We start from the raw sequence: 21,268 nt of genomic DNA, 5'->3' as shown, positions 1-21,268 counted from the left end.
GCCTGACCGCTCATGCCTGATTCCGCTCCAATTCTCGATCTGATTTCTCGCCCCGCTCCGCTTCCATCTCGCGCAGCACGGTCGCGACGTGATTCCCCGCCTCCGGCCCCTCATAGGCTCGCACCACTTCTTCGATGCCGCCACGCAAGCGGATCTGGCCGTGGTCGATCCACAACGCCGTGTCGCACAACTGCGCGAGGAATTCGTTCGAATGGCTGGCGAAGACCAGGATGCCCGAACGCGCCACCAACGACTGCAACCGCTTGCGGGCCTTCTTCATGAATTCCGCGTCGACGGCGCCGATGCCCTCGTCGAGCAGCAGGATCTCGGGATCGATCGAGGTGACCACGCCCATCGCGAGGCGCACCCGCATACCGGTGGAATAGGTGCGCAGGGGCATGGACAGGTATTCGCCGAGCTCGGTGAAATCGGCGATCTCATCGATCTTCGACAGCATCTGCTTGCGGGTCTGTCCGAGGAACAGTCCGCGGATGATGATGTTCTCGTAGCCGGAGATCTCCGGGTCCATGCCGACGCCGAGGTCGAACACCGGAGCCACCCGCCCGCGGATGCGCGCACTGCCCCGCGACGGTTCGTAGATGCCCGAGAGCAGGCGCAGCAGCGTCGATTTGCCCGCGCCGTTGTGCCCGACCAAGCCCACCCGGTCGCCCTCTTTCAGCGACAGGTTGATGTCCCGGAGGGCCTCGACCACGACGACGTCGGATTTGTTGCGTCCGATCGCGCCGCCGGCCTTGCCGAGGAACGCCTTTTTCAACGACCGCGATTTGGCGTCGAAGATCGGGAATTCGACCCAGGCTTCCTGGGTCTCGATACTCACACGACTCATCGGGGCGCTCCTATACCCAGTACGGTACGCGCGAACGGAACTGCTTCATCGCGAGGATCGCCACGATCCAGCCCAGCAGGGTGATCACGCCGACGACCAGCCAGTGCCGCAGTTCTTGCGGTTCGCCGAGCAGGGGCGCCCGGACGATTTCGAGATAGTGGAACGTCGGCACGAGTTCGGCCAGCTTCGCGCGGTCGCCGTTGTTCATCTGCGATTGCAGCGTCTTGGTCGTCCACATGACCGGGGTCAGCACGAACAGCATCAGCGTGGTGCTGCCGAGAATCGGCGCGATGTCGCGGTAGCGCGTGCTGAAGATGCCGAACACGATCGACACCCACATCGAATTCAGGAAGATCAGCGCGATCGCCGGAATCGCCATGAGGCTGGCCACCCCGAGATGGCGCCACACGCCGAACGCGGCGAGCATCACCACGTAGATGACCATGTTGTGGGCGAAGAAGAGCAGTTGCCGCCACACCAGCCGGTAGACGTGCACGCTCAAGGCCGAAGGAAGCTGCTTGATCAGGCCCTCATTGGCGATGAAGACCTCGGAGCCCTCCAGGATGCTCGCGCTGATCACGTTCCAGATGATCAAGCCGACCGTCACATAGGGCAGGTACTCCCGCAGCGGCTGGCCGAGCAGCGCCGCGTACAGCACACCCATCGCCACGGCCTGCAAGCCGGTGGCGATGGTGATCCAGAACGGACCGAGCACCGAGCGCCGGTAACGCTGCTTGATGTCCTGCCAGCCGAGCGACAGCCACAGCTCCCGCTGCGCGAAGCCGACCGCGAAGTCCTGGAACGCGCGCCGGAACGTCTGGGAGTCCGGCACGATCTTCGCCACGGTGGCTCCGGCGTGCAGGGTCTCCGTCTCCGGTGTTGCCGCGCTCACCGTGTCCTCCGGTGAGTCGTCGCCGGAACGCTCCGTGTGCTCGGCCGAGGGGGTCGGCGAGCTGTCATCTGAACGTGCTTGGTCATCGGAACCAACTGAGCTCTCTTCAGGACGCACCGCACTCGGATCGGAGACCGAGTCGGAGCGAGCGGCAGCGGCGGGCACGGTGCACGAGACTACCCCGGCCGCTTCCCGCCGCCGCGTGGCACACGCGCGTCACCGGTCTCACAGGTACTGGCCGGAACCGCCGGTGACGTGACCGGCTTGACCGCCGCGCGGGTCGGCGGCGTTGAGGCCGGGCGGTAGCGCGCCTTGGCGCATCTGTTCGAGCTGGGCGCGCGCGGCCATCTGCTGGGCGAACAGCGCGGTCTGGATGCCGTGGAACAGGCCCTCCAGCCAGCCGACCAGCTGGGCCTGCGCGATCCGCAGCTCGGCGTCGGTCGGGACGGCGTCGTCGGTGAACGGCAAGGTGAGCCGCTCGAGTTCCTCCCGCAGTTCCGGGGCGAGGCCCTGCTCCAGCTCCCGCACGGAGGACGTGTGGATCTCCTTCAGGCGATTGCGGCTGGCCTCGTCCAGCGGGGCGGCGCGCACCTCCTCGAGCAGCTGCTTGATCATGGTGCCGATGCGCATGACCTTCGCGGGCTGCTCGACCATGTCGGCGAGCGATTCGCCGGAGTCGTCCCGATCGCCCGACTCGTCCTTGTTATCGTCGGTCACGACCTGCGCGGTGAAGGGAGCCCCCGGTCCGGCCGCCGCCGGGATGGCCAACGGCCTGCCGTCGGGTCCGACAACGACGATGTGGTCCGGTGCCTCGTCCGAGTGCGTCATGGTCCCTATCATGTCGTGTTCGCTCCGAACGCGCTAAGCCGGTGTTCCGCGGACGGGGCACACTGGGCAGGGCGCGGCGCGTGGCGCTGGTACGCACCGCCCCGGGAGCCGGCGTTCTATTCTGTTCGGGTCGTGTGATTCGGATTTGTCGAAAGTCGGTCGCCATGCTGAGTCCCAGGTCGCTGTGCTCTCGCCACGATGTGGAGGGGAACGCGGTTACACAGGCTCGCCTGCTGGCCTTAGAGTGGCCAGCATGACTTACGACGTCGCGCGGGTTCGGGGCCTGATACCGTCCCTGGGCGACGGCTGGATCCATCTCGACCCGCAAGCGGGCATGCTGATCCCGGACGCGGTATCCCGGGCCGTTTCAACGGGTTTCCGAACTTCTTCCTTCTCGCATATCGGCCGAACCGCCGCGGCCGTGCGCAGCGCGGCGATTCTGGACGCGGCCCGCGAGGCCGTCGCGGACTTGGTCGGCGGTGACCCGGCGGGTGTCGTGCTCGGTCCCGACCGTGCGGTCCTGCTGGCCTGGCTGGCCGAATCGCTGAGTTCCCGCCTCGGACTCGGCACCGGCATCGTGTTGTCCAGGCTGGACGACGAGGCCAATGTCGCGCCGTGGCTGCGCATCGCCAACCGCTACGGCGCGCACGTGCGCTGGGCCGAGGTGGAGATCGAGACCTGCGAGATGCCGTCCTGGCAGTTCGAGGAGCTGATCGGACCGACTGCGCGGCTGGTCGCCCTCACCGCCGCCTCGCCCATCGTCGGCTCGGCGCCCGCCGTGCGGGTTGCCGCGGACCGGGTGCACGAGGTGGGCGGCCTGCTGGTGGCCGACGCGTTCGGCGCCGCGCCCTACGCGCTCATCGACATCGAGGAACTGAACGCCGACGTCGTCGCGTTGAGCGCACCGGCGTGGGGCGGTCCGCAGATCGGCGCGCTGGTCTTCCGTGACCCCGCGTTCCTGGATCGGATCCCGTCCATGTCGCTCAACCCCTATGCGAAGGGCGCCGAGCGGCTCGAGGTCGGCGGGCACCAATACGCGCTGCTCGCGGGCCTGACCACTTCGATCGATTTCCTGGCCGGGCTGGACGAGCGGGCCCACGGCACCCGGCGCGAGCGGCTGGAGATGTCGATCACCTCGTTGCAGGACTACCACGACCAGCTGTTCGAGCACCTGATGAGCATGCTCGACTCGATCCCGAGCCTCACCGTGATCGGCCGCGCGTCCACCCGCATTCCCACGGTCAGCTTCACGCTCGCGGGCATGCAGGCGGAGAAGGTCGCGGCGAAGCTCGCCGATAACCGGATCGGCACGGTGAGCGGTGTGCACGGCGGCAGCAGGCTGCTGGACGCGCTCGGCGTCAACGACGAGGGCGGCGCCGTGACCATCGGGCTCGCGCCCTACACCACCAAGTTCGAGATCGATCAGCTCGGCAGGGCGCTGCTGGCGCTGGAATGAGCGCCGCTCAGAGTTCCGCCACCCGCAGCACGACCTTGCCGACCACCTCGCCGGAGTCCAGCAGCCGGTGCGCTTCGGCGGCCTCCTCGATCGGCAGTTCGGCCGCGATGACGGGCGCCACCGTGCCGTCGGCGATCAACGGCCACAGCTGCCCGCGCACCTCCGCCACGATCTCGGCCTTGCCGCCCGCTCCGGTCGCGGGCCTCGCGCGCACGTTGGTGGCGTGGACGGTGCCCCACTTGCGCAACAGGGCGCCCAGGTTCAGTTCGGCGGTCACTCCGCCCTGCATGCCGATAACCACGAGGCGGCCGTGCTCGGCCAGCGCGTCGACGTTGCGTCCCAGGTAGGCCGCGCCCATGTTGTCGAGGATGACGTCCGCGCCGGAGCCGCCGGCGCCCGAGCGCTCGGCACGCACGGCCGCGACGAAGTCGTCCTCTTTGTAGTTGATCAGCACGTCCGCCCCGAGTTCCGCGCAGCGCGCCAGCTTCTCGGCCGATCCGGCGGTCACCGCTACGCGCGCGCCGAGGGCCTTGGCGACCTGGATGGCGTGCGTACCGATCCCGCTGCCGCCGCCGTGGATCAGCACCAGCTGGTTGGCTCGCAGGCCCGCGGTCATCACCAGGTTCGACCACACGGTCGCCGCCACCTCGGGCAGCCCGGCCGCCGCGCCCAGGTCCAGGCCGTCCGGCACCGGAAGCACCTGGGTGGCGGCCACCACGACCCGCTCGGCGTAGCCGCCGCCGGACAGCAGCGCGCACACTCGATCGCCGACCGCCCAGTCGCGCACTCCGTCGCCGATTCCGGCGATCACGCCGGAGCATTCCAGGCCGAGTAGCGGGCTGGCTCCCGGCGGGGGCGGGTAGAAGCCCTGACGCTGCAACAGATCGGCCCGGTTGACACCCGCGGCGGCCACCTCGATCAGCACTTCTCCGTGTCCCGGCTTCGGCTCCGGCGCTTCGGCCAAGACCATGACATCGGGACCGCCGAAACCGTTCAGATCTATAGCGCGCACCATGCCATAGTGCTCCGCGCGGACGGACGGCCGCGCCCTGGCCCCCGGAGCCGTCCTTTCCGGACCGATCCGGCAAGCGGCCTGCGGTGACCGGCGTCACGGACTACCGTTCCGGTGATGAGTGGCGGCTTCATCGATTTCCAGAACGAGATCTACCTCGGCGGTCTGGGCGGCGTGAGACCCGAATTGCCCATGACCGCAGCGGGTCTGGAGTCGCTGGCGCGGGAGCGGCTGGATCCGGCCGCCTTCGCCTACGTGGCGGGCAGCGCGTCCGCGGAGCGCACCGCCGCCGCCAACCGATCCGCCTTCGACCGCTACCGCATCCTGCCGCGGATGCTGCGCGGCTCCACCGGCCCCGGCGCCCGGGATCTGTCCGTCGAGGTGCTCGGCACGAAACTGGCCGCGCCCGTGCTCACCGCGCCGGTCGGCGTCCTGGAACTCCTGCACGAGGGCGGCGAGGTGATCGTGGCGGAGGTGACCAAGGAACTCGGCCTCGGCACGGTGCTGTCCACGGCCGCTTCCTCCACCATCGAGGACGTCGGCGCGGCGGCCGGTGCGTGGTGGTATCAGCTGTATTGGCCCGCGGATGACGAACTGGCCTGCTCTTTCGTCCGGCGCGCCGAGCAGGCCGGAGCTTCGGCGATCGTGGTCACCGTGGACACTCCGACCCTCGGCTGGCGGCCGCGCGACCTGGAACAGGCGCACCTGCCGTTCCTGCACGGCAAGGGCATCGCCAACTACCTGTCCGACCCGGTGTTCCGGGCCAAGCTGCCCGCCGCGCCGGAGGAGAGCGAGGAGGCGATGCGGACGGCCATCCTCACCTGGGTCGGCCTGTTCGGCAACCACACGCTGCGGCTCGCGGACCTCGCGCTGCTGCGCGAATGGACGGATCTCCCGATCGCGGTGAAAGGCATCCTGCACCCGGACGACGCGCGTCAGGCAGTGGATGCCGGCGCCGATGCGGTGGTGGTGAGCAATCACGGCGGCCGCCAAGTGGACGGCTCGATCGCGGCGCTGGACGCGCTGCCCGCGGTGGTGGCCACCATCGGCGACCGCGCCGACGTCCTGTTCGACTCCGGCCTGCGCACCGGTTCCGACGTGCTCGTGGCGCTGGCCCTGGGTGCGAAGGCGGTGCTGTACGGGCGGCCGTGGGCCTATGGCCTCGGGCTCGCGGGCGCCGCGGGGGTACGGCACGCGCTGCGCACGTTGCTCGCCGATTTCGACTCCACCCTCGGCCTCGCCGGATGCACCAGCCCGGCCGCGGTGAACCGCGCACTGCTGTCCACGGTGCGCTGACCTGCGAGAGTTGCCCATTTCGGCAGTTCGTCGCGCATAGAATGACCACCGTGCATCCCGAACCGAGCGGTCGCGTCGTGGCCGAGCCCCGCTGGCTCACCCCGGCCCAGCAGCGCGCCTGGCGCGCGTACATGGACGGCCACCAGCGCCTGATGACGGCACTGAATCGTCAGCTGCAACGTGACAGCGACCTGACCGTCGCCGAATACCGGATCCTGGTCCTGCTCTCCGAGGCGCCCGACCGCTCGTTGCGGATGAGCGAGCTGGCCGACGGCGTGCTGTCCTCGCGCAGCAAGCTGACCCACCAGATCCGGCGGCTGGAGGCACAGAAGATGGTCCGCCGCAACACCTGCCTGGAGGACGGCCGCGGCGTGCTCGCCGAACTCACCGACGAGGGCCTGCGCCGCCTGCAAACCGCCGCGCCCGGCCACGTCGAAGCCGTCCGCCGCAATTTCATCGACCTGCTGGCTCCGGCCCAGCTCGAGGTGATCGCCGACGTCTTCGGCCGCGTCGACGAGGAAATCGGCAAGCACTCCGGCTGAGCCGTCCGCTACGATCAGGTCCCTGGAGACGTGGCAGAGCGGCCGAATGCACTCGCCTTGAAAGCGAGCGTCGCGAGAGCGACCGGGGGTTCAAATCCCTCCGTCTCCGCTCCACTCGTCGCTGGCCCATGCTCATGGAGAGCATGAGCCGGGCTCGTTTCGCAATGTTTTGTGGGGGTGCAACCCCACACCCCGCCCGGCGGGCGTCGCCCCCGGACCCCGCTGTGGGTTGGGCCGGGTCTTTCGCTGCTGGCTGGGTCACATTGCTGGTCCGGGCACCCGCTGATGGCCGGGGTTGCCGTTGACGGTTGGACCTTCAGTTGTTGGCTCGGCACTGTCCCGTTGGAACCGCCGCTGGTTATAGTCCCATGCCCACGCGGAAGTCTCTGCGGACGAAATTCGGCCGGATGTCCATGTCGGGTGGGTCGTAGTAGCGGTGGAAGGTCGGGGTCAGGCCGGAGGAGATCGGCGGGTTGATCCAGGACCAGTCGGTGGGGCAGGCTCGGCCCGCGGCTTCCTCGCGCTCGACGTGATCGCAGAACTGTTTGGCGACGGTGTGATGGTCGACGATGTACACGCCCGCCTTGCGGAAGCTGTGCAGCACCGCGCGGTTGAGTTCGACCAGAGCCTGATCGCGCCAGAGGTTGCGCTCTGCCCGGGTGTCCAGGCACATCATCTCCGCGATGAGCGGGAGCATGTTGTAGCGGTTGGTGTCGCTGAGATTGCGCGCACCGATCTCCGCGCCCAGATACCAGCCGTTGAACGGTGCGAACGGATAGGTCATGCCGCCGATCTCGAGATTCATGTCGGACACCGCGGGCAGCGCGTGCCAGCGCAGGCCCAGTCCGGCGAACCACTCGAACTCGGGATGCTCTAGTTCCACCTCGCGTGCGAGTTCGGGCGGGATGTCGAACCAGCGAACCGGCTCGTCCGGGGTACTGATCAGCAGCGGAAGGATGTCGAAAGGCGTTCCGGCGCCGCGCCACCCGAGCTTCATCGCGAATGCGGTGAGCTCGACGTTGGCGGCGTCGCCGGTGACCGTCCCGTCCCCGTTGCGGTAGCCCGCGTAGCGGATGATCTGCGGGCTGACGATGCGGAACTCGCGCCCGTCCGGTTGCCGCGGCGGCCCGACGGTGATCATCGACTGAATAGCGCCGTTGTTGGTGGCCATGTGCAGGTGCTGCCAGCAGACCTCGGCCAGGTCGCGCGCCGAGCGGACCCGCCGGGCGTCGAGCAATTTCAACGAGCGCCAATGCTTGCGGCCGACGCAGCGGGCGTGATTGCGCCAGGCGAGTTTGGCTCCGATCAGGATCTCCTCGGCGGTCTGGAGGTAGGAGCCGGTCTGTTCGAGCTGCTCCAGCGCGCAGCGTCGGCGCTGCGCGCTCAGGTGCGCCAATTCGGGCAGCCGGAAGAACTCGTCGCACTCCCGCATCCGGCGTTCCAGATCGGGCAGGAAAGGATTTGTGTCCGGTTCGTTCTCGATCGAGGAGACGGGCGACACTGGATTCACGGTTTTCTCCGGTCGGGCATAGGTGCTGCGATGAAACAGACGAATCGAGCAGAGAATTCGCGCGGGAAGCGCAGCGGGCACCGCTTCGTCGGGGTTGCCCGCGCATGGCAGATGCCACGGATTAGCTTTCACTCGAGGCCAACTCAGGAGACACAGGGGCCGTCGCGACTGTGAACCGGGCGGCCGGTCCGCACGGTGCCGTGCAGCGCAGTGCGGTGACCTCGGCGCCGATAGTGTGGATGCGCGATCATGCCCGTCCTAGTTCGATACCCGGAAAAGGCTCGGCGCTCAGCGTACGGCGGGTGTGCTGATGGTGTGCCGCGATTTGCTGGATTTGCTGGATCGCCCCGAGACGCGGACCGATGTCGGTGCGGTCGAGTATCGTTGACGTGTCTGCATTTCGGGGGTCGAGGGGTTCGCTCGTGCGCAGTGTCATCGGAATGACCATCACCGTCGTGGCTCTGCACGTCCTCGGCTGGGGGACGCTGCTGCTGTTCGTCGCGCCGAACCATTATGTGATCGACGGTTCGGTGTTCGGCATCGGTCTCGGGGTGACGGCGTACACGCTCGGCATGCGGCACGCGTTCGATGCCGACCACATCGCCGCCATCGACAACACCACTCGAAAATTGGTGGCGGAGAGCGGGAAGCAAAAGGTCCGGACAGTCGGCTTCTGGTTCGCGCTGGGCCACTCCACGGTCGTGTTCGTGCTCGTGGCCTTGCTCGCCTTCGGTGTGCGGGCGCTGGCGTCCACCTTGGCGGACGAGGATTCGGCCCTGCAACGCTGGACGGGCTTGTGGGGCACCAGCGTCTCCGGCACGTTCCTGATCCTGATCGGTCTGCTCAATCTGGCGTCGCTGGTCGGCATCTGGCGCGTGTTCCGGCAGATGCGCCGCGGCGAATTCGACGAGGCGCAGCTGGAACGGCAGCTGGACAGCCGGGGCCTGCTCAACCGGCTGCTGCGACCGGTGCTCGGCCTCGTCCGCAGGCCGCGGCACATGTATCCGGTGGGCGTGCTGTTCGGCCTCGGCTTCGACACCGTCACCGAGGTCGGGCTGCTCGTGATCGCGGGCGGCGCGGCGGCGACCGGGCTGCCCTGGTATTCCATCCTGGTACTGCCCGTGCTGTTCTCGGCGGGCATGGCGCTGTTCGACTCGCTGGACGGTTCGTTCATGAGCTTCGCCTACGACTGGGCCTTCGCCGAGCCGGTGCGGAAGATCTACTACAACTTGGTGATCACCGGACTGTCGGTGGCCGTCGCGCTGTTGATCGGCGGGCAGGAGATCGTCTCGATCTTCGCAGAGCGGCTCGAGGTCCGATCGGGCGTCGTCGCCTGGATCGGAAATCTCGACCTCGGTGATCTCGGGTTCATCATCGTCGGGCTGTTCGTGCTCACCTGGGCGGTCGCCGTCGCGGTGTGGCGTTTAGCCGGCGTGGAGCGGCGCTGGCAGGACGGTCTGCCCGCACGGTGAGCACGGTGCGTGGTCTTCGACACGGCGACGGCCTTCCTGCGGCCATCGACATCTCTGGCAGGATGGTCGGCATGCTGTGTCGCGGGGTGCGGCGTTGGCTCTCCAGCGCTCTGATCAGTGCCGCACTCGTTTCCGGTGTGGTGTCATTCGGTGCACCCCAGGTCACGGCGGCGCCCGGCAATCCGCCGCCGGTCAACACCGGATCGTCGGACGGTCCCGGCCCGGCGGAGCCGACCAGTAAACAGCCCTCGACGCCGCGAATCGAGCGCATCGAACCGATCAACGATCGGTGGCTGCGGGTCTACGTCGCCTCGCCCGCGATGAGCCGGGTGGTCGAGGTGCAGGTACTGCTGCCACGCGACCAGTCGCGCCCGCGTCCCACCGTCTACATGCTCGACGGCCGCAGCGCGAGCCCCGACAGCAACAACTGGACCGAACTCGGGCACGCCGACCGTTTCTACGCCGACAAGGACGTCAACGTCGTGCTCACCGTCGGCGGGCCGGCCAGCTTCTACACCGACTGGCAGCAGCCGGACCCGGTGCTCGGCACCAACAAGTGGGAGACATTCCTGACCAAGGAGTTGCCTCCGCTGATCGACGCGAAGTTCGACGGCAACGGCACCAACGCGGTGATGGGCGTCTCGATGGGTGCGGAGGCCGCGATGATGCTCGCGTTCCGGCAGCCGACGCTCTACAAAGCCATCGGGGCGCACAGCGGCTGCTTCTCGATGGGCACCGACATCGGCCAGGCGCAGGCGCGGGCGGTGGTGGCCACCTACATGGGCGAGCCGGACAACATGTTCGGCAAGCAGGACGACCCGGACTGGCTGGCGCACGACGTCACCCTGCACGCGGACGCGTTGCGGGGCAAGACGATCTACCTGTCGGTCGGCAGCGGCCTGCCCGGTGTGCACGACGTGCCGGGGACGCCGAATGTCGACCTGCCCAGCGCCATCACGTTCGGCGGCCCGCTGGAGGCCGCCACCAACGCCTGCACCCGGCGGCTCACCGACCGGCTGCGGTCGCTCGGCATCCCGGTCACCGCGCACTTCCGGGCCACCGGCACGCACTCCTGGCCGTACTGGGAGGACGAGCTCGCCCTCTCCTGGCCCACGATCGCGCCCGCGATAGGCGTCCGCTAACCAAGGAACCGGGCGAGCACCTCCGGGGCGCTGGCGAAGCTCAGGAACAGGTCGTTCTCGTGCGGGTCGCCGATGGTGACGCGCACCCCGTCGGTCCCGTACGGCCGCACCAGCACCCCGGCCGCCGCGCTGGCCTCGCCGAACTCGGCGCTGCGCGCGCCCAGCGGCAGCCAGACGAAGTTCGCCTCACTCGGCGGCACCGGGTATCCCGCCGCCACCAGCGCGTCGCGCACCCGCTCGCGTTCGACGACCAGAACGTCCGTGCGATCCAGCAATTCGTGGCGTGACTCCAGCGACGCGATCGCCGCCGCCTGCGCGAGCCTGCTCACGCTGAACGGGATGTGCACCTTCAGCAGCGCCGTGATCACGGCCGGATCGCCCACCGCGTAGCCCACCCGCAACCCGGCCAGGCCGTACGCCTTGGAGAAGGTGCGCAGCACAACCACATTGGGTCTGGTCCGGCCGATCTCGACGCCGTCGGGGCGGTCGGCGAGCCGGACGTATTCGTAGTACGCCTCATCGAGCACCACCAGCACGTGCGACGGCACGGCGTCGAGGAACCGGACCAGCTCGGTTCGGCCTACCGCGGTGCCGGTCGGGTTGTTCGGGTTGCAGACGAAGATCAACTTGGTCCGCTCGGTCACGGCGTCGGCCAGCGCGTCCAGATCGTGCACCTGACCGGCCGTGAGCGGCACTTGCACCGCGGTGGCGTTGCCCACCTTGGTCACGATCGGATACGCCTCGAACGAGCGCCACGCGTACAGCACCTCGTCCGACGGTGCCGAGCAGGTGATCTGCACCAGCTCCTGGCACAGCGCCACGCTGCCGCAGCCGACCGCGACGTTCTCGAAGCCGACCCCGAGGAACTCGGCCAGCGCCGTCCGCAACTCGGTCACCTGATTGTCCGGATACCGGTTGGCCAGCTCGGCCGCTTCGGCGATGGCTTTGGCGGCGGCGGGCAGCGGACCGACGGTCGTCTCGTTGCTGGCCAGCTTGACCGCGCCGGGATTGCTGCGGCCGGGGGTGTACGCCGGGATCGATTCGAGGTCCGGCCGGATCTGCGCTGTCACACTCCAACCCTAATCGGCGCCGGAAAAGCCCGATCGGCGTACCGGAAATTCTTTGGGATATAGCCCCTCACGTGCAACTTCTACCGAAGTTCAGCAACTCGCCCTACGCTGGTTTCATGTCGGGCACCTACGACGATTTGGCCCCGCTGCGGGCGAGCGACCAGGAAGACGAGCGGCCGGCCAGCGGTGGGCAGGTGCCCATCACGGTGGTGGAGCCGGATGGAAACGCCCGCGGCGGCATCGTGCTGCTGCACGAGTCGCGCGAGTTCTCCGGCGCGTTACGCGACCTGATGAACGCGCTGGCCGGCGAGGGCTGGACGGTGGTCGCGCCCAAACTTTTCCATCGGGGCGACGGCGAACCCGGCGCCGGGGTCTTCGGCGACGAGCTGTTCGCGGACTTCGACGCCTGCTTCGACTGGCTCACCCGGCGGGGGGTGTTCCCCGACACCATCGGCGTGCTCGGGTTCGACTCCGCGGGCACCGCCGCGTTCCTGGTCGCGACCAATCGCCCGATCGGCGCCGCGGTGAGCGTCGCGGCGCACGGCATCACCGAGCCGCTTACCGAGCAGGCCGACGCCCTCGTGCGCGCCGCGCCCAACCTGCAGGCGCCGTGGCTCGGCCTGTTCGGCGTCGACGACCCATCCACCCCGCCCGCCCAGGTGGACGAGCTACGCGACGCGACCGCCCGCGCCGCGGTCGCCAGCCTGGTGGTCACCTACTCCGGCCTGCACCACCGGGCCGACACCTTCGAGGCGGACGACGGCGACGCGGTCGATTCGCAGACCAGAATCTTCGATTGGTTCGACAGCAACCTACGCTGACCAGCCGTTTTGTGATCTGGTCGGTAGCTCCTGTAACCTTTCTGCTCGGCGGTTCGAAAGGACCGGTGCCCTCGAAGAGAAGGCTCCAGGAGGCGTGCCAGAGCGGCCGAATGGGACTCACTGCTAATGAGTTGTCCCTTCACGGGGACCGGAGGTTCAAATCCTCTCGCCTCCGCCACACCCGGGAAACCGGGTACAACTGAATAACACATGCGCCCGTAGCTCAACGGATAGAGCATCTGACTACGGATCAGAAGGTTAGGGGTTCGAATCCCTTCGGGCGCACGCAGGTAGAAGGCCCCTCCGGTAGCAGCGGAGGGGCCTTCTCGCATTACATCCATGTAGGTGACGCTCGCGAGTGGCACACCAGGGAGACGGCTTCTCGGCCGATGCCGCAGTGGTGTGCCACTCGTGGTTACTTCCAGGCGGGGAGGGTGGGGAGGGGGCCGGTGAGGTCGGTGCCGGGGGTGCGGCCGAGGAGCCAGGCGGCGAGGGAGGCGGCTGGGCCGGAGATGGTGTCGGTGGGAGAGGGGCCGATGGGGGCGGTGAAGTCGGTGTCGGTGGCCTGGATGGTGATGGCAAGGGGGGTGTCGGCGGTGAGGCGGGTGAGGTCGGCGGTGGCCTGGGGGAGGATGCGGGCTACGAAGGAGGCGGGCCAGTCGGTGGGGTGGTAGTCCGCGTTCAGGTCTACGTGGTGAATTTCGACCTCTTGCAGGCGCATCCACAGGACTTCGGTTGCGGGGATGGGGCGGCCCTGGCGGGTGCGGACCTGTGCTCGCCATGCGTCGTCGGTGAGGGAGCGTGCGAGGCCGAGAAAACGGGTCGCGGCGACGTCGTTGTCGGCGAGCTGTTCGGCGAGTGGACGGGGTGCGCCCGCCTCGATGTCGGCGTCGCGCAGGAAAGGGCTGGCGTATTGCGGGATTTCGACGCCGGTGTGCGCCCACAGCAGGAGGTTCACCAAGCTGTCGGCGTTGCGGGCGAGGTGCGCGAGGACGTGGCCGCGGGTCCAGCCGGGCAGGAGGGAGGGCTCGGTGACGGCGTGCTCGTCGAGGCCGCGGATGGTGTCGAGCAGGCGTGCGGTCGCCTCGGCGACGGTGTCGAGGTGCACGGGAGTCTGCGAGGCGGTGGTCACGGTTTCGACCCTAGCGATGCGAGACCCGGTCCGCCGCGAACGACGGGCCGGACCTGTCATCGGAACTGTTGTGGGCCTGCGTGTGTGCCGTCGGTCTTTACCGGTGTCGTCGGCGCTGGATGACGCACTGGACACCGGATGGCGTCGGCTCCGACAGGGGCTCAACGCCGGCGCTGCATGAAAGCCCGCAGCACCGACATCCGACAACTCCGTGGTCGCACTCGAGGTGAGATCACCGGACCCGGGCGTTTCGGTGCAGGGCGGTGAACCTCCGGCGTGCCGCCGTCGTGGGCGACAAGCCGTGATTCCGCCCAGGACTGGCAGCGGGCTGGGGCGATCTGGGACGAGCGCGATCGCCGCTCGCGACGATCCATCCGCTTCGGCGGCATGACGGCTCGCCGGTTCGGCAGGTAGCCGGACAGACCACCGCGGCCTGGAAGCTCGCCCGGCGATCTACCCGCCGACGATCGCGTCGGCCTCGATCTCGACCAGCAAGGCCGGGGTGATCAGCGCCTTGATCTCGTACATCGCCGTCGCGGGACGGATCTCGTCGAAGACCTCGGCGTGCGCCTTGGCGACCTCGGGCCAGCGGGCGATGTCGGTGACGAAGATGCGGGTGCGTACCACGTCGGCCAGGCTCGCGCCCGCCTCTTCCAGCGCGGCGGCGATGCGCCGCAGCGTTTCCCTGGTCTGCTCGCCGATGTCGTCGCCGCCGACCGCCGTGCCGCCGGGTGCCGAAGCGGTGGTTCCGCTGACCGCGATGACATCGCCGAGCCGGACCGCCCGCGAGTAGCCGACGATGTCTTCGAACTCCGAACCCGAGGAGATGTTCACGCGATCACTCATGCGCGACAGCATCGCACGGCGCTCGGCGCGGCCATGCGCAGGTTCCCGGCCCTCCACGACCACCGCGGCGGCCAGCGCGATCAACCACAGTGACATCGCGCCCACCTGGATCCGCTGGGCGATGCCGAGGGCGTAGTTCCCGGGCAGGTTGTCGGCCACCAGCATCCACACCGTCGCCAGCGAGCCGATCACCAGAACGACCAGGCCGGATTCGCGCAGCACCCGCCAGCGTCGATAGCGGAACGCGGCGAGGCTGAAGGCGAAGGCGGCGACCGCGATCGAGGTGACCGCCAGCGTGCTCGTCAGCGCGTGCGGCTGATGCAGTTGCGGAAATAGTTCGCTCGGGCCGCCGCACCCGCTCTCACCGGGGACGCAGTCGTGTAGCGGCAGCAGCACGTCGGCGACGGTCGCCGCGCCGAAGCAGAACAGTGCGATCCAGCCGACGTTGGTCAGCCTGCGGCGTGGAAACAACAGCAGCCCCGCGAGCGCCGCGGGCATGAGCGCCACCCCGACGATCAGGTCGGCGGTCGCGAACACCTCCCGGTACGGCTTGCCCTCCGCGTCCAGTTCGCTGAGGAACGTGTCGACCGGGTCGAGGTCGATGCCGAGCACGAACTGCAGCACCCAGGAGGAGTAGCAGATCCCAGCGATCGCGATCGCCGCGGCGACCAGCACCATCGCCGGTCGTACGCGCCGAACAGCGATCTCCGGGCCACTCGTCACGCCTTCATTCTGCTGGTCGCTCGAGCGCGCCGGACAGCGGCGGGCCGCACACGTCATTACCATCCGGCACACAGGGTCTTGTCAGCTTCGCCCGGCACGCTGGTCGACAGCTGCAACTCGAGGAGGTCCCCATGCTCGGTTTCGCGACTGCCGCCGCCGGAATCGCGGTCATGACGGTGATGGTGGCGTCCGGTTATCTGGCCGCCCACGCTCCGCGTTCACTCGTGCGGGTGCGACACCGCTGACAGCGCGGCCTGCACGCGGTCGGCCGCACTGACGGGATCTTCGTGCTCCCAGACGCGGACCACGTGCCATCCCGCGGCGATGAGCGCCGCGTCGGTGGCCCGGTCCCTGGCCACGTTGCCCGCCAGTTTGGCCGCCCACCACTCGGCGTTGTTCTTCGGGTCGGTGGCGTGTTGCGGGCAGCGGTGCCAGAAGCATCCGTCCACGTAGACCGCGATGCGCCTGCGCGGGAACACCAGGTCGGCGCGCCTGCGCTGTCCCCGGATCGGCGCGCGATCGACGAAGTAGCGCAACCCGCGCCGGTGCAGTTCCCGGCGCAGCGCCAGCTCCGGATCGGTTCCGGTGCGCCGTTGACGCGCCATCCTCGCGCTGGTCACCGCGTCGGTCGTGGGCCTGCGGGTCATGCCGCCCATCCACCCATCCGATCGAGATGGCTTTCCACGTCGGCGAGGAAGCCGGGCGGAAAGCGCAGACTGCCCATGGTGGTGCGGCGCAGGAATCCGGCCGTCGCGCGGGCGGAGAGCAACTGCGCGTCGGTGAGGAAGTGGGCCAGGTCCTCGTACGGCTCGTGCACCGGCCAGGTGGAAACCGGCACCCGATAGGCGGCACCGTTGTGTCCCCATGCGGCGACCGGCCACGGAGTGCCCGGCGACAGCGGTTGCTCGCCGGAGATCGGTGCGAGCGGAGCGGCCAGCCGGGACCCGACCCAGGCCGCCATTCGCACGCTCACCGCGTTGCCGACCAGTTTCCAGCGGTGGCCCTTCCTGATGCCGGGCACGTCGGTCGCGGGCGCCGTCCAGCCCGCGTCGAAACCTTGCAGACGTTCGGCGTCGGCGATGCCGGGCGTGACGATCTCCCCGGACGGCAGCCGCACCGCGGGCGGGCTGGCGATGCCGAGCGCGGAGCCGCCCTTCAGGGTCGGAACCGCGTTCACCGCCCAGCCAAGTCCGCGCACCCCCTCGGTCCAGTAGAAGCCGCACGGATCGATCTCGGGATCGCCGATCGCGCGGGGACCGGCGTCCTCGCCGAACAGCACCCCGCGCGGGTCCTCGGTGCGGGAGGCCAGCATCAGCACCCGCTGCCTGCGCTGGGGCAGGCCGAACGCCCGGGCGTCCACCACCCGGTAGGCCCAGGTGTAGCCGAGCTCGTCGAGCGCGCCCGTGATGTGCCGCATGGCCGCGCCGCGGCCGAGTTGCAGCATGAACGGCACGTTCTCGATCAGCAGCCAGCGTGGGCCCCGCTTCCGGCGTACCAGGCGGAACACCTCGTCGACCAGACCCGAGCGCGTGCCGGTGATACCGGCGGTGCGCCCCGCCTGGGAGAGGTCCTGGCACGGGAATCCCGCCGCGACCAGTTCCGTTCCCGCCGGGATGGCGCGGAGTCTGGTGATGTCGGAATGTAGCGGCACGTCCGGGAAACGGGCGGCGAGCACGCCTTGGGCTCCGGGCTCGATCTCGCACAGCAACTCGGTGTGCCAGCCGTGCCTGCCGAGGCCGAGCTCGAGTCCGCCGATCCCGGCGAACAGCCCGACCATCCGCGCGCCCGTCAACGACCTTCCCTTTCTCGCGTCCACACCGGACGCCGCCCGCGCGTCCTGTGCCCGGGGAGCAGGTTACTCGAGTCGTCCGAGGCGTTCCCCGAACATCGCGACCATCGTCCCCGGCACCTGGTACGGTCCGCGTGTCACGCCGTGCGATCGGTGCGCTTTTCCAATAATGCACAAGGGTGGTCGCACCCGGACGTGATGACCGGCCGATCCGCCTGCGCTCCAGTGCCATCCGCGCGGGCCGCCCACGATCCTGGTGGCGCGCTCGCGCATTGCTTTTGCTCGACGAAGTTCCAGAGCGACGCTAGGGAAAGTGAGCGAAACATGCAGATGCCTTCCACTAAAAACGGACAGTTTCCCTCGGTCGTGGTCACCAGCCTGGCGGCGACCACGTCCATCGCGGGTGACGTGGATTCCACGTGGAAAGGCTTGCTCAACGGCGACAGCGGTATCGACGTCCTGGAAGACGAGTTCATCGACGAATTCGAGCTGCCGGTCCGCATCGGCGGGCATCTGAAGGTGCCGCCCGCCGCGTATCTGGACGCCGCCGAGGCCCGCAGGCTCGCTTACGTGGAGCAGTTGGCCGTCGTGCTCGGGCGTGAGGTCTGGCGCAACGCGGGCAGCCCCGAGGTGGACACGCGCCGTCTCGGGGTGTCCATCGGCACCGGGCTCGGCGGCGCGGAGGCGATCATCCACGCTCGGGACAAGCTGCACAACGGCGGTTACCGCAAAGTGTCGCCGTACACGGTCCAGGCCGTGATGCCGAACGGCGCGGCGGCCTGCGTCGCGCTGGAGATCGGTGCGCGGGCCGGGGTGAGCACGCCGGTCTCGGCCTGTTCCTCCGGTGCGGAGGCGATCGCCAACGCATGGCGGATGATCGTCATGGGCGACGCCGACGTGATGGTCACCGGCGGCGTGGAGGGTTCCATCCAGGCGCTCGCGATCGCGGCGTTCACCATGATGCGCGCCATGAGCACCAGGAACGACGCGCCGAAGAGCGCCTCCCGTCCCTTCGACGCCGACCGCGACGGCTTCGTCTTCGGTGAGGCGGGCGCGCTGATGGTGCTGGAGACCGAGGAGCACGCCAAAGCGCGCGGCGCGACCATTCACGCCCGGCTGATGGGCGCGGGCGTCACCTCCGACGGCTTCCATCTGGTCGCGCCGGATCCCGAGGGCACCGGCGCCGCGCGCGCGATGTCGCGGGCGATGCGGACGGCAGGCCTGGCCAAGTCCGATGTCACGCACGTCAACGCGCACGCGACCGCCACTCCCATCGGCGACACGGCGGAGGCGCGTGCGATCGGCGAGGCCGTTGGCACCCATGCGTCGGTCTACGCGCCGAAATCGGCTCTCGGGCATTCCATCGGCGCGGTCGGCGCGCTCGAATCGGTGCTCACGGTACTCACCGTGCGGGACGAAATCATTCCGCCCACATTGAATTTGGACAATCAAGATCCCGACATCGATCTGGATGTGGTGCACGGCGGAAGCAGGCCGGGCCGTATCGATTACGCCTTGAACAATTCGTTCGGATTCGGCGGGCACAATGTCGCGCTCGCCTTCGGCCGGTACTGAGGGCCAGGTGGCCGGGACACCTGCTAGCCTTCCCGACGCTTCGTTATCGACCTGTGTTCGGTGTCATTGCACGGCCCGAGTGTCTGTGCGCTGGAAAAGGATAAGGCGATGATCGACGAAACTTTCGACGACTATCTGGACGATCAGGGCAATATCGAGATTCGTGGGGACAAGACCCTGATCGACTTCGTCGACAAGCACAGCGTGGAGAACGGCGACGACCTCGCCTACCGCTTCATCGACTACTCCCGGGAGCGGGACGGCGAATACCTCGAGCTCACCTGGCGGCAGTTCGGTGTGCGCCTGCGCGCGGTGGCGGCCCGGCTGCAACAGGTCACGCGCCCGGGCGACCGGGTGGCGATCCTCGCTCCGCAAGGACTCGACTACGTCGTTGCGCTCTTCGCCGCGGTGTACTCGGGGAATATCGCGGTTCCGCTGTTCGATCCGGAGGAGCAGGGCCACACCGACCGGCTGCACGCGGTGCTCGGCGACTGCAAGCCCGCCGCGATCCTCACGGTGGGCTCGGCGGCGAGCGGTGTGCGGAAATTCTTCCGGCACCTGCCGCCGCAGGAGCGTCCGCGGATCATCGCGGTGGAGGCCATCCCGGACAGTGTCGGCGCTTCGTGGGTGCGCCCGGACATCAACATCGACAGCGTCGCCTACCTGCAGTACACCTCGGGTTCCACCCGGACGCCCGCGGGCGTGGAGATCACCCACCGCGCGGTGGGCACGAATCTGCTGCAGATGATCGACGCCATCGGCGTCACCGAGAATTCGCGCGGGGTCACCTGGCTGCCGTTGTTCCACGACATGGGTCTGCTGGCCGTGATCCTGCCGACCGTCGGCGGCGGGTTCATCACCATCATGTCGCCGAGCGCGTTCGTGCGCCGTCCTTATCGCTGGATCAAGGAACTGGCCGCCGCGTCGGACGGCGCCGGAACCTTCGCCGCCGCACCCAACTTCGCGTTCGAGCACGCCGCGGCGCGCGGCAGACCCAAGCCCGGCGAGGAATTGGACCTCTCGAATGTGATCGGGCTGATCAACGGCAGCGAGCCGGTGTCGGTGTCGTCGATGAAGAAGTTCAACGAGGCGTTCGCGCCGTACGGGTTGCCGGAGACGGCGATCAAACCGTGCTACGGCATGGCCGAGGCGACGGTGTTCGTCTCCGCCACCAGGGCCGAGGACAAGGCGAAGGTGGTCTATGTCGATCGGGCCGAGCTGAACGCCGGGCGGATGGTCGAGGTCGCGGCGGACGCGGTCAACGCGATCGCACAGGTGTCCTGCGGATACGTCGCGCGGTCGCAGTGGGCGGTGATCGTGGACCCGGAGCGCGGCACAGAAAGGCGTGACGGCGAGGTCGGCGAGATCTGGTTGCACGGCGAGAACATGGGCACCGGGTATTGGGGCCGTCCCGAGGAGACCGCCGCCACCTTCCGTGCCGAGCTGACCGCTCGGTTGCCCGAGGGCAGTCACGCGGAGGGCACGCCGCAGGACGCCAATTGGATGCGCACCGGCGACTTCGGCGCGTACCTCGACGGCGAGCTGTACATCACCGGACGGGTCAAGGACCTGGTCATCGTGGACGGCCGCAACCACTATCCGCAAGATCTGGAGTTCTCGGCCCAGGAATCGAGCACGGCGTTGCGCCCCGGCTTCGTCGCGGCGTTCTCGGTACCCGCCAACGAACTGCCCGCGCTGGTCTTCGAGCAGGGCAGCCAGTCCGGTCTGAGGTTCGATGCCGAGGACACCTCCGAGCAGCTGGTGATCGTCGCGGAGCGCAATGCCCGCGCGGGCAAGCTCGAGCCGGAGCCGGTCGCCGACACGGTGCGTGCCGCGATCGCGCGCCGCCACGGCGTCATGGTCCGTGACGTGCTGCTGGTGCCCGCGGGGTCGATCCCGCGCACCTCCAGCGGCAAGATCGCCCGCCGCGCCTGCCGGGCAGCCTATCTGGAGGGCACGCTGCGCGGCGGCCACCAGCAGCAGGCTTTCCCGGACGCGCCGCAAGAGTGGGAGTCGGAGACCGCGGGCGTCGGCTAGAGCTCGGTCTCGAGGTAGCGGTCGCGATCGGTGACCCGCGGGTATCCGGCGATGAGCAGCCGGGAGCCTGGATCCGCGCGACTTGACCTCGAGTTCGCTAGAGGTTGTGAACTGGGCGAATGAGTGCCGAATCCGTCGCCGCGACGAGCCGTGGATGTCCGGCGGCGGCCGGAAAATCGGTTGGTCGACGCGCGTTCCGGTGCGACCCTGAGATGTCGGACCCTGCTGCGAACATCACCGTGGGTCTCGTTCTCCGCCGCCAGTCACATACCTACAGG

Annotated in this window: 18 protein-coding genes, 3 tRNA genes and 1 pseudogene; 11 read left to right on the top strand and 11 right to left on the bottom strand. The window is 68.7% G+C overall.

The annotated features are described in order from the left end of the window. Window positions 1–10: 10 nt before the first annotated feature. The 3 genes from wzt to ACWESM_RS24330 form a co-directional block, all read right to left on the bottom strand. Complete coding sequence (wzt, locus tag ACWESM_RS24340; protein WP_355073060.1) at window positions 11–847, bottom strand: galactan export ABC transporter ATP-binding subunit Wzt/RfbE; 837 nt, start codon at window positions 845–847, stop codon at window positions 11–13. Window positions 848–857: 10 nt separating this feature from the next. After that, window positions 858–1,739, bottom strand: coding sequence for a galactan export ABC transporter permease subunit Wzm/RfbD (wzm, locus tag ACWESM_RS24335; RefSeq protein ID WP_379249917.1), 882 nt, complete (start codon window positions 1,737–1,739; stop codon window positions 858–860). A 225-nt stretch (window positions 1,740–1,964) separates the two neighbouring features. After that, window positions 1,965–2,567, bottom strand: a complete 603-nt coding sequence (locus ACWESM_RS24330) for a bacterial proteasome activator family protein (protein WP_355073058.1) — start codon at window positions 2,565–2,567, stop codon at window positions 1,965–1,967. A 253-nt stretch (window positions 2,568–2,820) separates the two neighbouring features. Here ACWESM_RS24330 and ACWESM_RS24325 point away from each other — a divergent pair, with 253 nt between their 5' ends. Continuing rightward, a complete protein-coding gene (locus ACWESM_RS24325; RefSeq protein WP_355073057.1) occupies window positions 2,821–4,023 on the top strand; it encodes a cysteine desulfurase-like protein in 1,203 nt (400 codons plus the stop codon). Between the two features lie 7 nt (window positions 4,024–4,030). On the opposite strand, the gene ACWESM_RS24320 is transcribed toward ACWESM_RS24325, so the two are convergent. After that, complete coding sequence (locus ACWESM_RS24320) at window positions 4,031–5,035, bottom strand: NAD(P)H-quinone oxidoreductase (RefSeq protein WP_364433011.1); 1,005 nt, start codon at window positions 5,033–5,035, stop codon at window positions 4,031–4,033. Between the two features lie 117 nt (window positions 5,036–5,152). Between ACWESM_RS24320 and ACWESM_RS24315 the strand changes: the two genes are divergently transcribed. From ACWESM_RS24315 to ACWESM_RS24305, 3 genes are all read left to right on the top strand, one after another. Beyond that, window positions 5,153–6,331, top strand: coding sequence for an alpha-hydroxy-acid oxidizing protein (locus ACWESM_RS24315; RefSeq protein ID WP_355073055.1), 1,179 nt, complete (start codon window positions 5,153–5,155; stop codon window positions 6,329–6,331). Window positions 6,332–6,372: 41 nt separating this feature from the next. After that, the gene (locus ACWESM_RS24310; RefSeq protein ID WP_397278643.1) at window positions 6,373–6,873 is read left to right on the top strand and encodes a MarR family winged helix-turn-helix transcriptional regulator; all 501 of its coding nucleotides are present in this window, start codon (window positions 6,373–6,375) and stop codon (window positions 6,871–6,873) included. A 24-nt stretch (window positions 6,874–6,897) separates the two neighbouring features. After that, a tRNA-Ser gene (locus tag ACWESM_RS24305) sits at window positions 6,898–6,982 on the top strand. Between the two features lie 249 nt (window positions 6,983–7,231). Here the strand turns inward: ACWESM_RS24305 and ACWESM_RS24300 are convergent. Further along, window positions 7,232–8,305: a nitric oxide synthase oxygenase gene (locus ACWESM_RS24300; RefSeq protein ID WP_452493800.1), complete on the bottom strand. Its 1,074-nt coding sequence runs from the start codon at window positions 8,303–8,305 to the stop codon at window positions 7,232–7,234. A 518-nt stretch (window positions 8,306–8,823) separates the two neighbouring features. On the opposite strand from ACWESM_RS24300, the gene ACWESM_RS24295 reads away from it, so the two are divergent. Together ACWESM_RS24295 and ACWESM_RS24290 are read left to right on the top strand one after the other, a co-directional pair. Continuing rightward, complete coding sequence (locus ACWESM_RS24295; protein WP_452493772.1) at window positions 8,824–9,855, top strand: HoxN/HupN/NixA family nickel/cobalt transporter; 1,032 nt, start codon at window positions 8,824–8,826, stop codon at window positions 9,853–9,855. A 5-nt stretch (window positions 9,856–9,860) separates the two neighbouring features. Next, window positions 9,861–10,997: an alpha/beta hydrolase gene (locus ACWESM_RS24290; protein WP_355073051.1), complete on the top strand. Its 1,137-nt coding sequence runs from the start codon at window positions 9,861–9,863 to the stop codon at window positions 10,995–10,997. Here the strand turns inward: ACWESM_RS24290 and hisC are convergent. Continuing rightward, entirely contained in the window at window positions 10,994–12,067 is a 1,074-nt protein-coding gene (gene hisC, locus ACWESM_RS24285; RefSeq protein WP_452493770.1) for a histidinol-phosphate transaminase, read from the bottom strand. The genes ACWESM_RS24290 and hisC overlap by 4 nt on opposite strands. A 116-nt stretch (window positions 12,068–12,183) precedes the next feature. Here hisC and ACWESM_RS24280 point away from each other — a divergent pair, with 116 nt between their 5' ends. The 3 genes from ACWESM_RS24280 (at window position 12,184) to ACWESM_RS24270 (ending at window position 13,173) form a co-directional block, all read left to right on the top strand. Beyond that, window positions 12,184–12,888, top strand: coding sequence for a dienelactone hydrolase family protein (locus ACWESM_RS24280; protein ID WP_355073048.1), 705 nt, complete (start codon window positions 12,184–12,186; stop codon window positions 12,886–12,888). A gap of 88 nt (window positions 12,889–12,976) precedes the next feature. After that, window positions 12,977–13,066: transfer RNA gene (locus tag ACWESM_RS24275), tRNA-Ser, on the top strand. A gap of 34 nt (window positions 13,067–13,100) precedes the next feature. Further along, window positions 13,101–13,173 (top strand) — tRNA-Arg (locus ACWESM_RS24270). A gap of 130 nt (window positions 13,174–13,303) precedes the next feature. Here ACWESM_RS24270 and ACWESM_RS24265 read toward each other — a convergent pair. The 5 genes and pseudogenes from ACWESM_RS24265 to ACWESM_RS24245 form a co-directional block, all read right to left on the bottom strand. After that, complete coding sequence (locus ACWESM_RS24265) at window positions 13,304–14,020, bottom strand: maleylpyruvate isomerase family mycothiol-dependent enzyme (protein ID WP_452493767.1); 717 nt, start codon at window positions 14,018–14,020, stop codon at window positions 13,304–13,306. A 453-nt stretch (window positions 14,021–14,473) separates the two neighbouring features. Continuing rightward, a complete protein-coding gene (locus ACWESM_RS24260) occupies window positions 14,474–14,866 on the bottom strand; it encodes a RidA family protein (protein ID WP_452493799.1) in 393 nt (130 codons plus the stop codon). A 126-nt stretch (window positions 14,867–14,992) separates the two neighbouring features. After that, window positions 14,993–15,544: pseudogene (locus ACWESM_RS24255) on the bottom strand (DUF998 domain-containing protein); the annotation flags it as partial. A gap of 263 nt (window positions 15,545–15,807) precedes the next feature. Beyond that, window positions 15,808–16,236 carry a very short patch repair endonuclease gene (locus ACWESM_RS24250; RefSeq protein ID WP_355073042.1) on the bottom strand — a complete coding sequence of 143 codons (429 nt, stop codon included), beginning with the start codon at window positions 16,234–16,236 and terminating at the stop codon, window positions 15,808–15,810. Beyond that, on the bottom strand, window positions 16,233–17,366 hold the full coding sequence (locus ACWESM_RS24245) for a DNA cytosine methyltransferase (RefSeq protein ID WP_356963509.1): 1,134 nt from the start codon (window positions 17,364–17,366) through the stop codon (window positions 16,233–16,235). The genes ACWESM_RS24250 and ACWESM_RS24245 overlap by 4 nt, the downstream gene beginning before the upstream one ends. Before the next feature lie 336 nt (window positions 17,367–17,702). On the opposite strand from ACWESM_RS24245, the gene ACWESM_RS24240 reads away from it, so the two are divergent. Further along, window positions 17,703–18,953 carry a KasA/KasB family beta-ketoacyl-ACP synthase gene (locus tag ACWESM_RS24240; RefSeq protein ID WP_364437474.1) on the top strand — a complete coding sequence of 417 codons (1,251 nt, stop codon included), beginning with the start codon at window positions 17,703–17,705 and terminating at the stop codon, window positions 18,951–18,953. A gap of 108 nt (window positions 18,954–19,061) precedes the next feature. Beyond that, complete coding sequence (fadD32, locus tag ACWESM_RS24235) at window positions 19,062–20,990, top strand: long-chain-fatty-acid--AMP ligase FadD32 (RefSeq protein ID WP_397280740.1); 1,929 nt, start codon at window positions 19,062–19,064, stop codon at window positions 20,988–20,990. Window positions 20,991–21,268: the final 278 nt, after the last annotated feature.

Source organism: Nocardia sp. NPDC003999 (assembly GCF_053604885.1).
The sequence above is the reverse complement of the archived record's forward strand: the minus strand, read 5'-3'. Positions and strand labels throughout refer to the sequence as shown.

What these genes read in the sequence shown, in the direction of transcription:
- wzt (WP_355073060.1), bottom strand. Translation starts at nt 847, where the DNA reads ATGAGTCGTGTGAGTATCGAGACCCAGGAAGCCTGGGTCGAATTCCCG.
- fadD32 (WP_397280740.1), top strand. Translation starts at nt 19,062, where the DNA reads ATGATCGACGAAACTTTCGACGACTATCTGGACGATCAGGGCAATATC.
- ACWESM_RS24325 (WP_355073057.1), top strand. Translation starts at nt 2,821, where the DNA reads ATGACTTACGACGTCGCGCGGGTTCGGGGCCTGATACCGTCCCTGGGC.
- ACWESM_RS24295 (WP_452493772.1), top strand. Translation starts at nt 8,824, where the DNA reads ATGACCATCACCGTCGTGGCTCTGCACGTCCTCGGCTGGGGGACGCTG.
- ACWESM_RS24260 (WP_452493799.1), bottom strand. Translation starts at nt 14,866, where the DNA reads ATGAGTGATCGCGTGAACATCTCCTCGGGTTCGGAGTTCGAAGACATC.
- ACWESM_RS24245 (WP_356963509.1), bottom strand. Translation starts at nt 17,366, where the DNA reads ATGGTCGGGCTGTTCGCCGGGATCGGCGGACTCGAGCTCGGCCTCGGC.
- ACWESM_RS24240 (WP_364437474.1), top strand. Translation starts at nt 17,703, where the DNA reads ATGCAGATGCCTTCCACTAAAAACGGACAGTTTCCCTCGGTCGTGGTC.
- ACWESM_RS24280 (WP_355073048.1), top strand. Translation starts at nt 12,184, where the DNA reads ATGTCGGGCACCTACGACGATTTGGCCCCGCTGCGGGCGAGCGACCAG.
- ACWESM_RS24330 (WP_355073058.1), bottom strand. Translation starts at nt 2,567, where the DNA reads ATGACGCACTCGGACGAGGCACCGGACCACATCGTCGTTGTCGGACCC.
- ACWESM_RS24250 (WP_355073042.1), bottom strand. Translation starts at nt 16,236, where the DNA reads ATGACCCGCAGGCCCACGACCGACGCGGTGACCAGCGCGAGGATGGCG.
- ACWESM_RS24310 (WP_397278643.1), top strand. Translation starts at nt 6,373, where the DNA reads ATGACCACCGTGCATCCCGAACCGAGCGGTCGCGTCGTGGCCGAGCCC.
- ACWESM_RS24300 (WP_452493800.1), bottom strand. Translation starts at nt 8,305, where the DNA reads ATGCGGGAGTGCGACGAGTTCTTCCGGCTGCCCGAATTGGCGCACCTG.
- ACWESM_RS24315 (WP_355073055.1), top strand. Translation starts at nt 5,153, where the DNA reads ATGAGTGGCGGCTTCATCGATTTCCAGAACGAGATCTACCTCGGCGGT.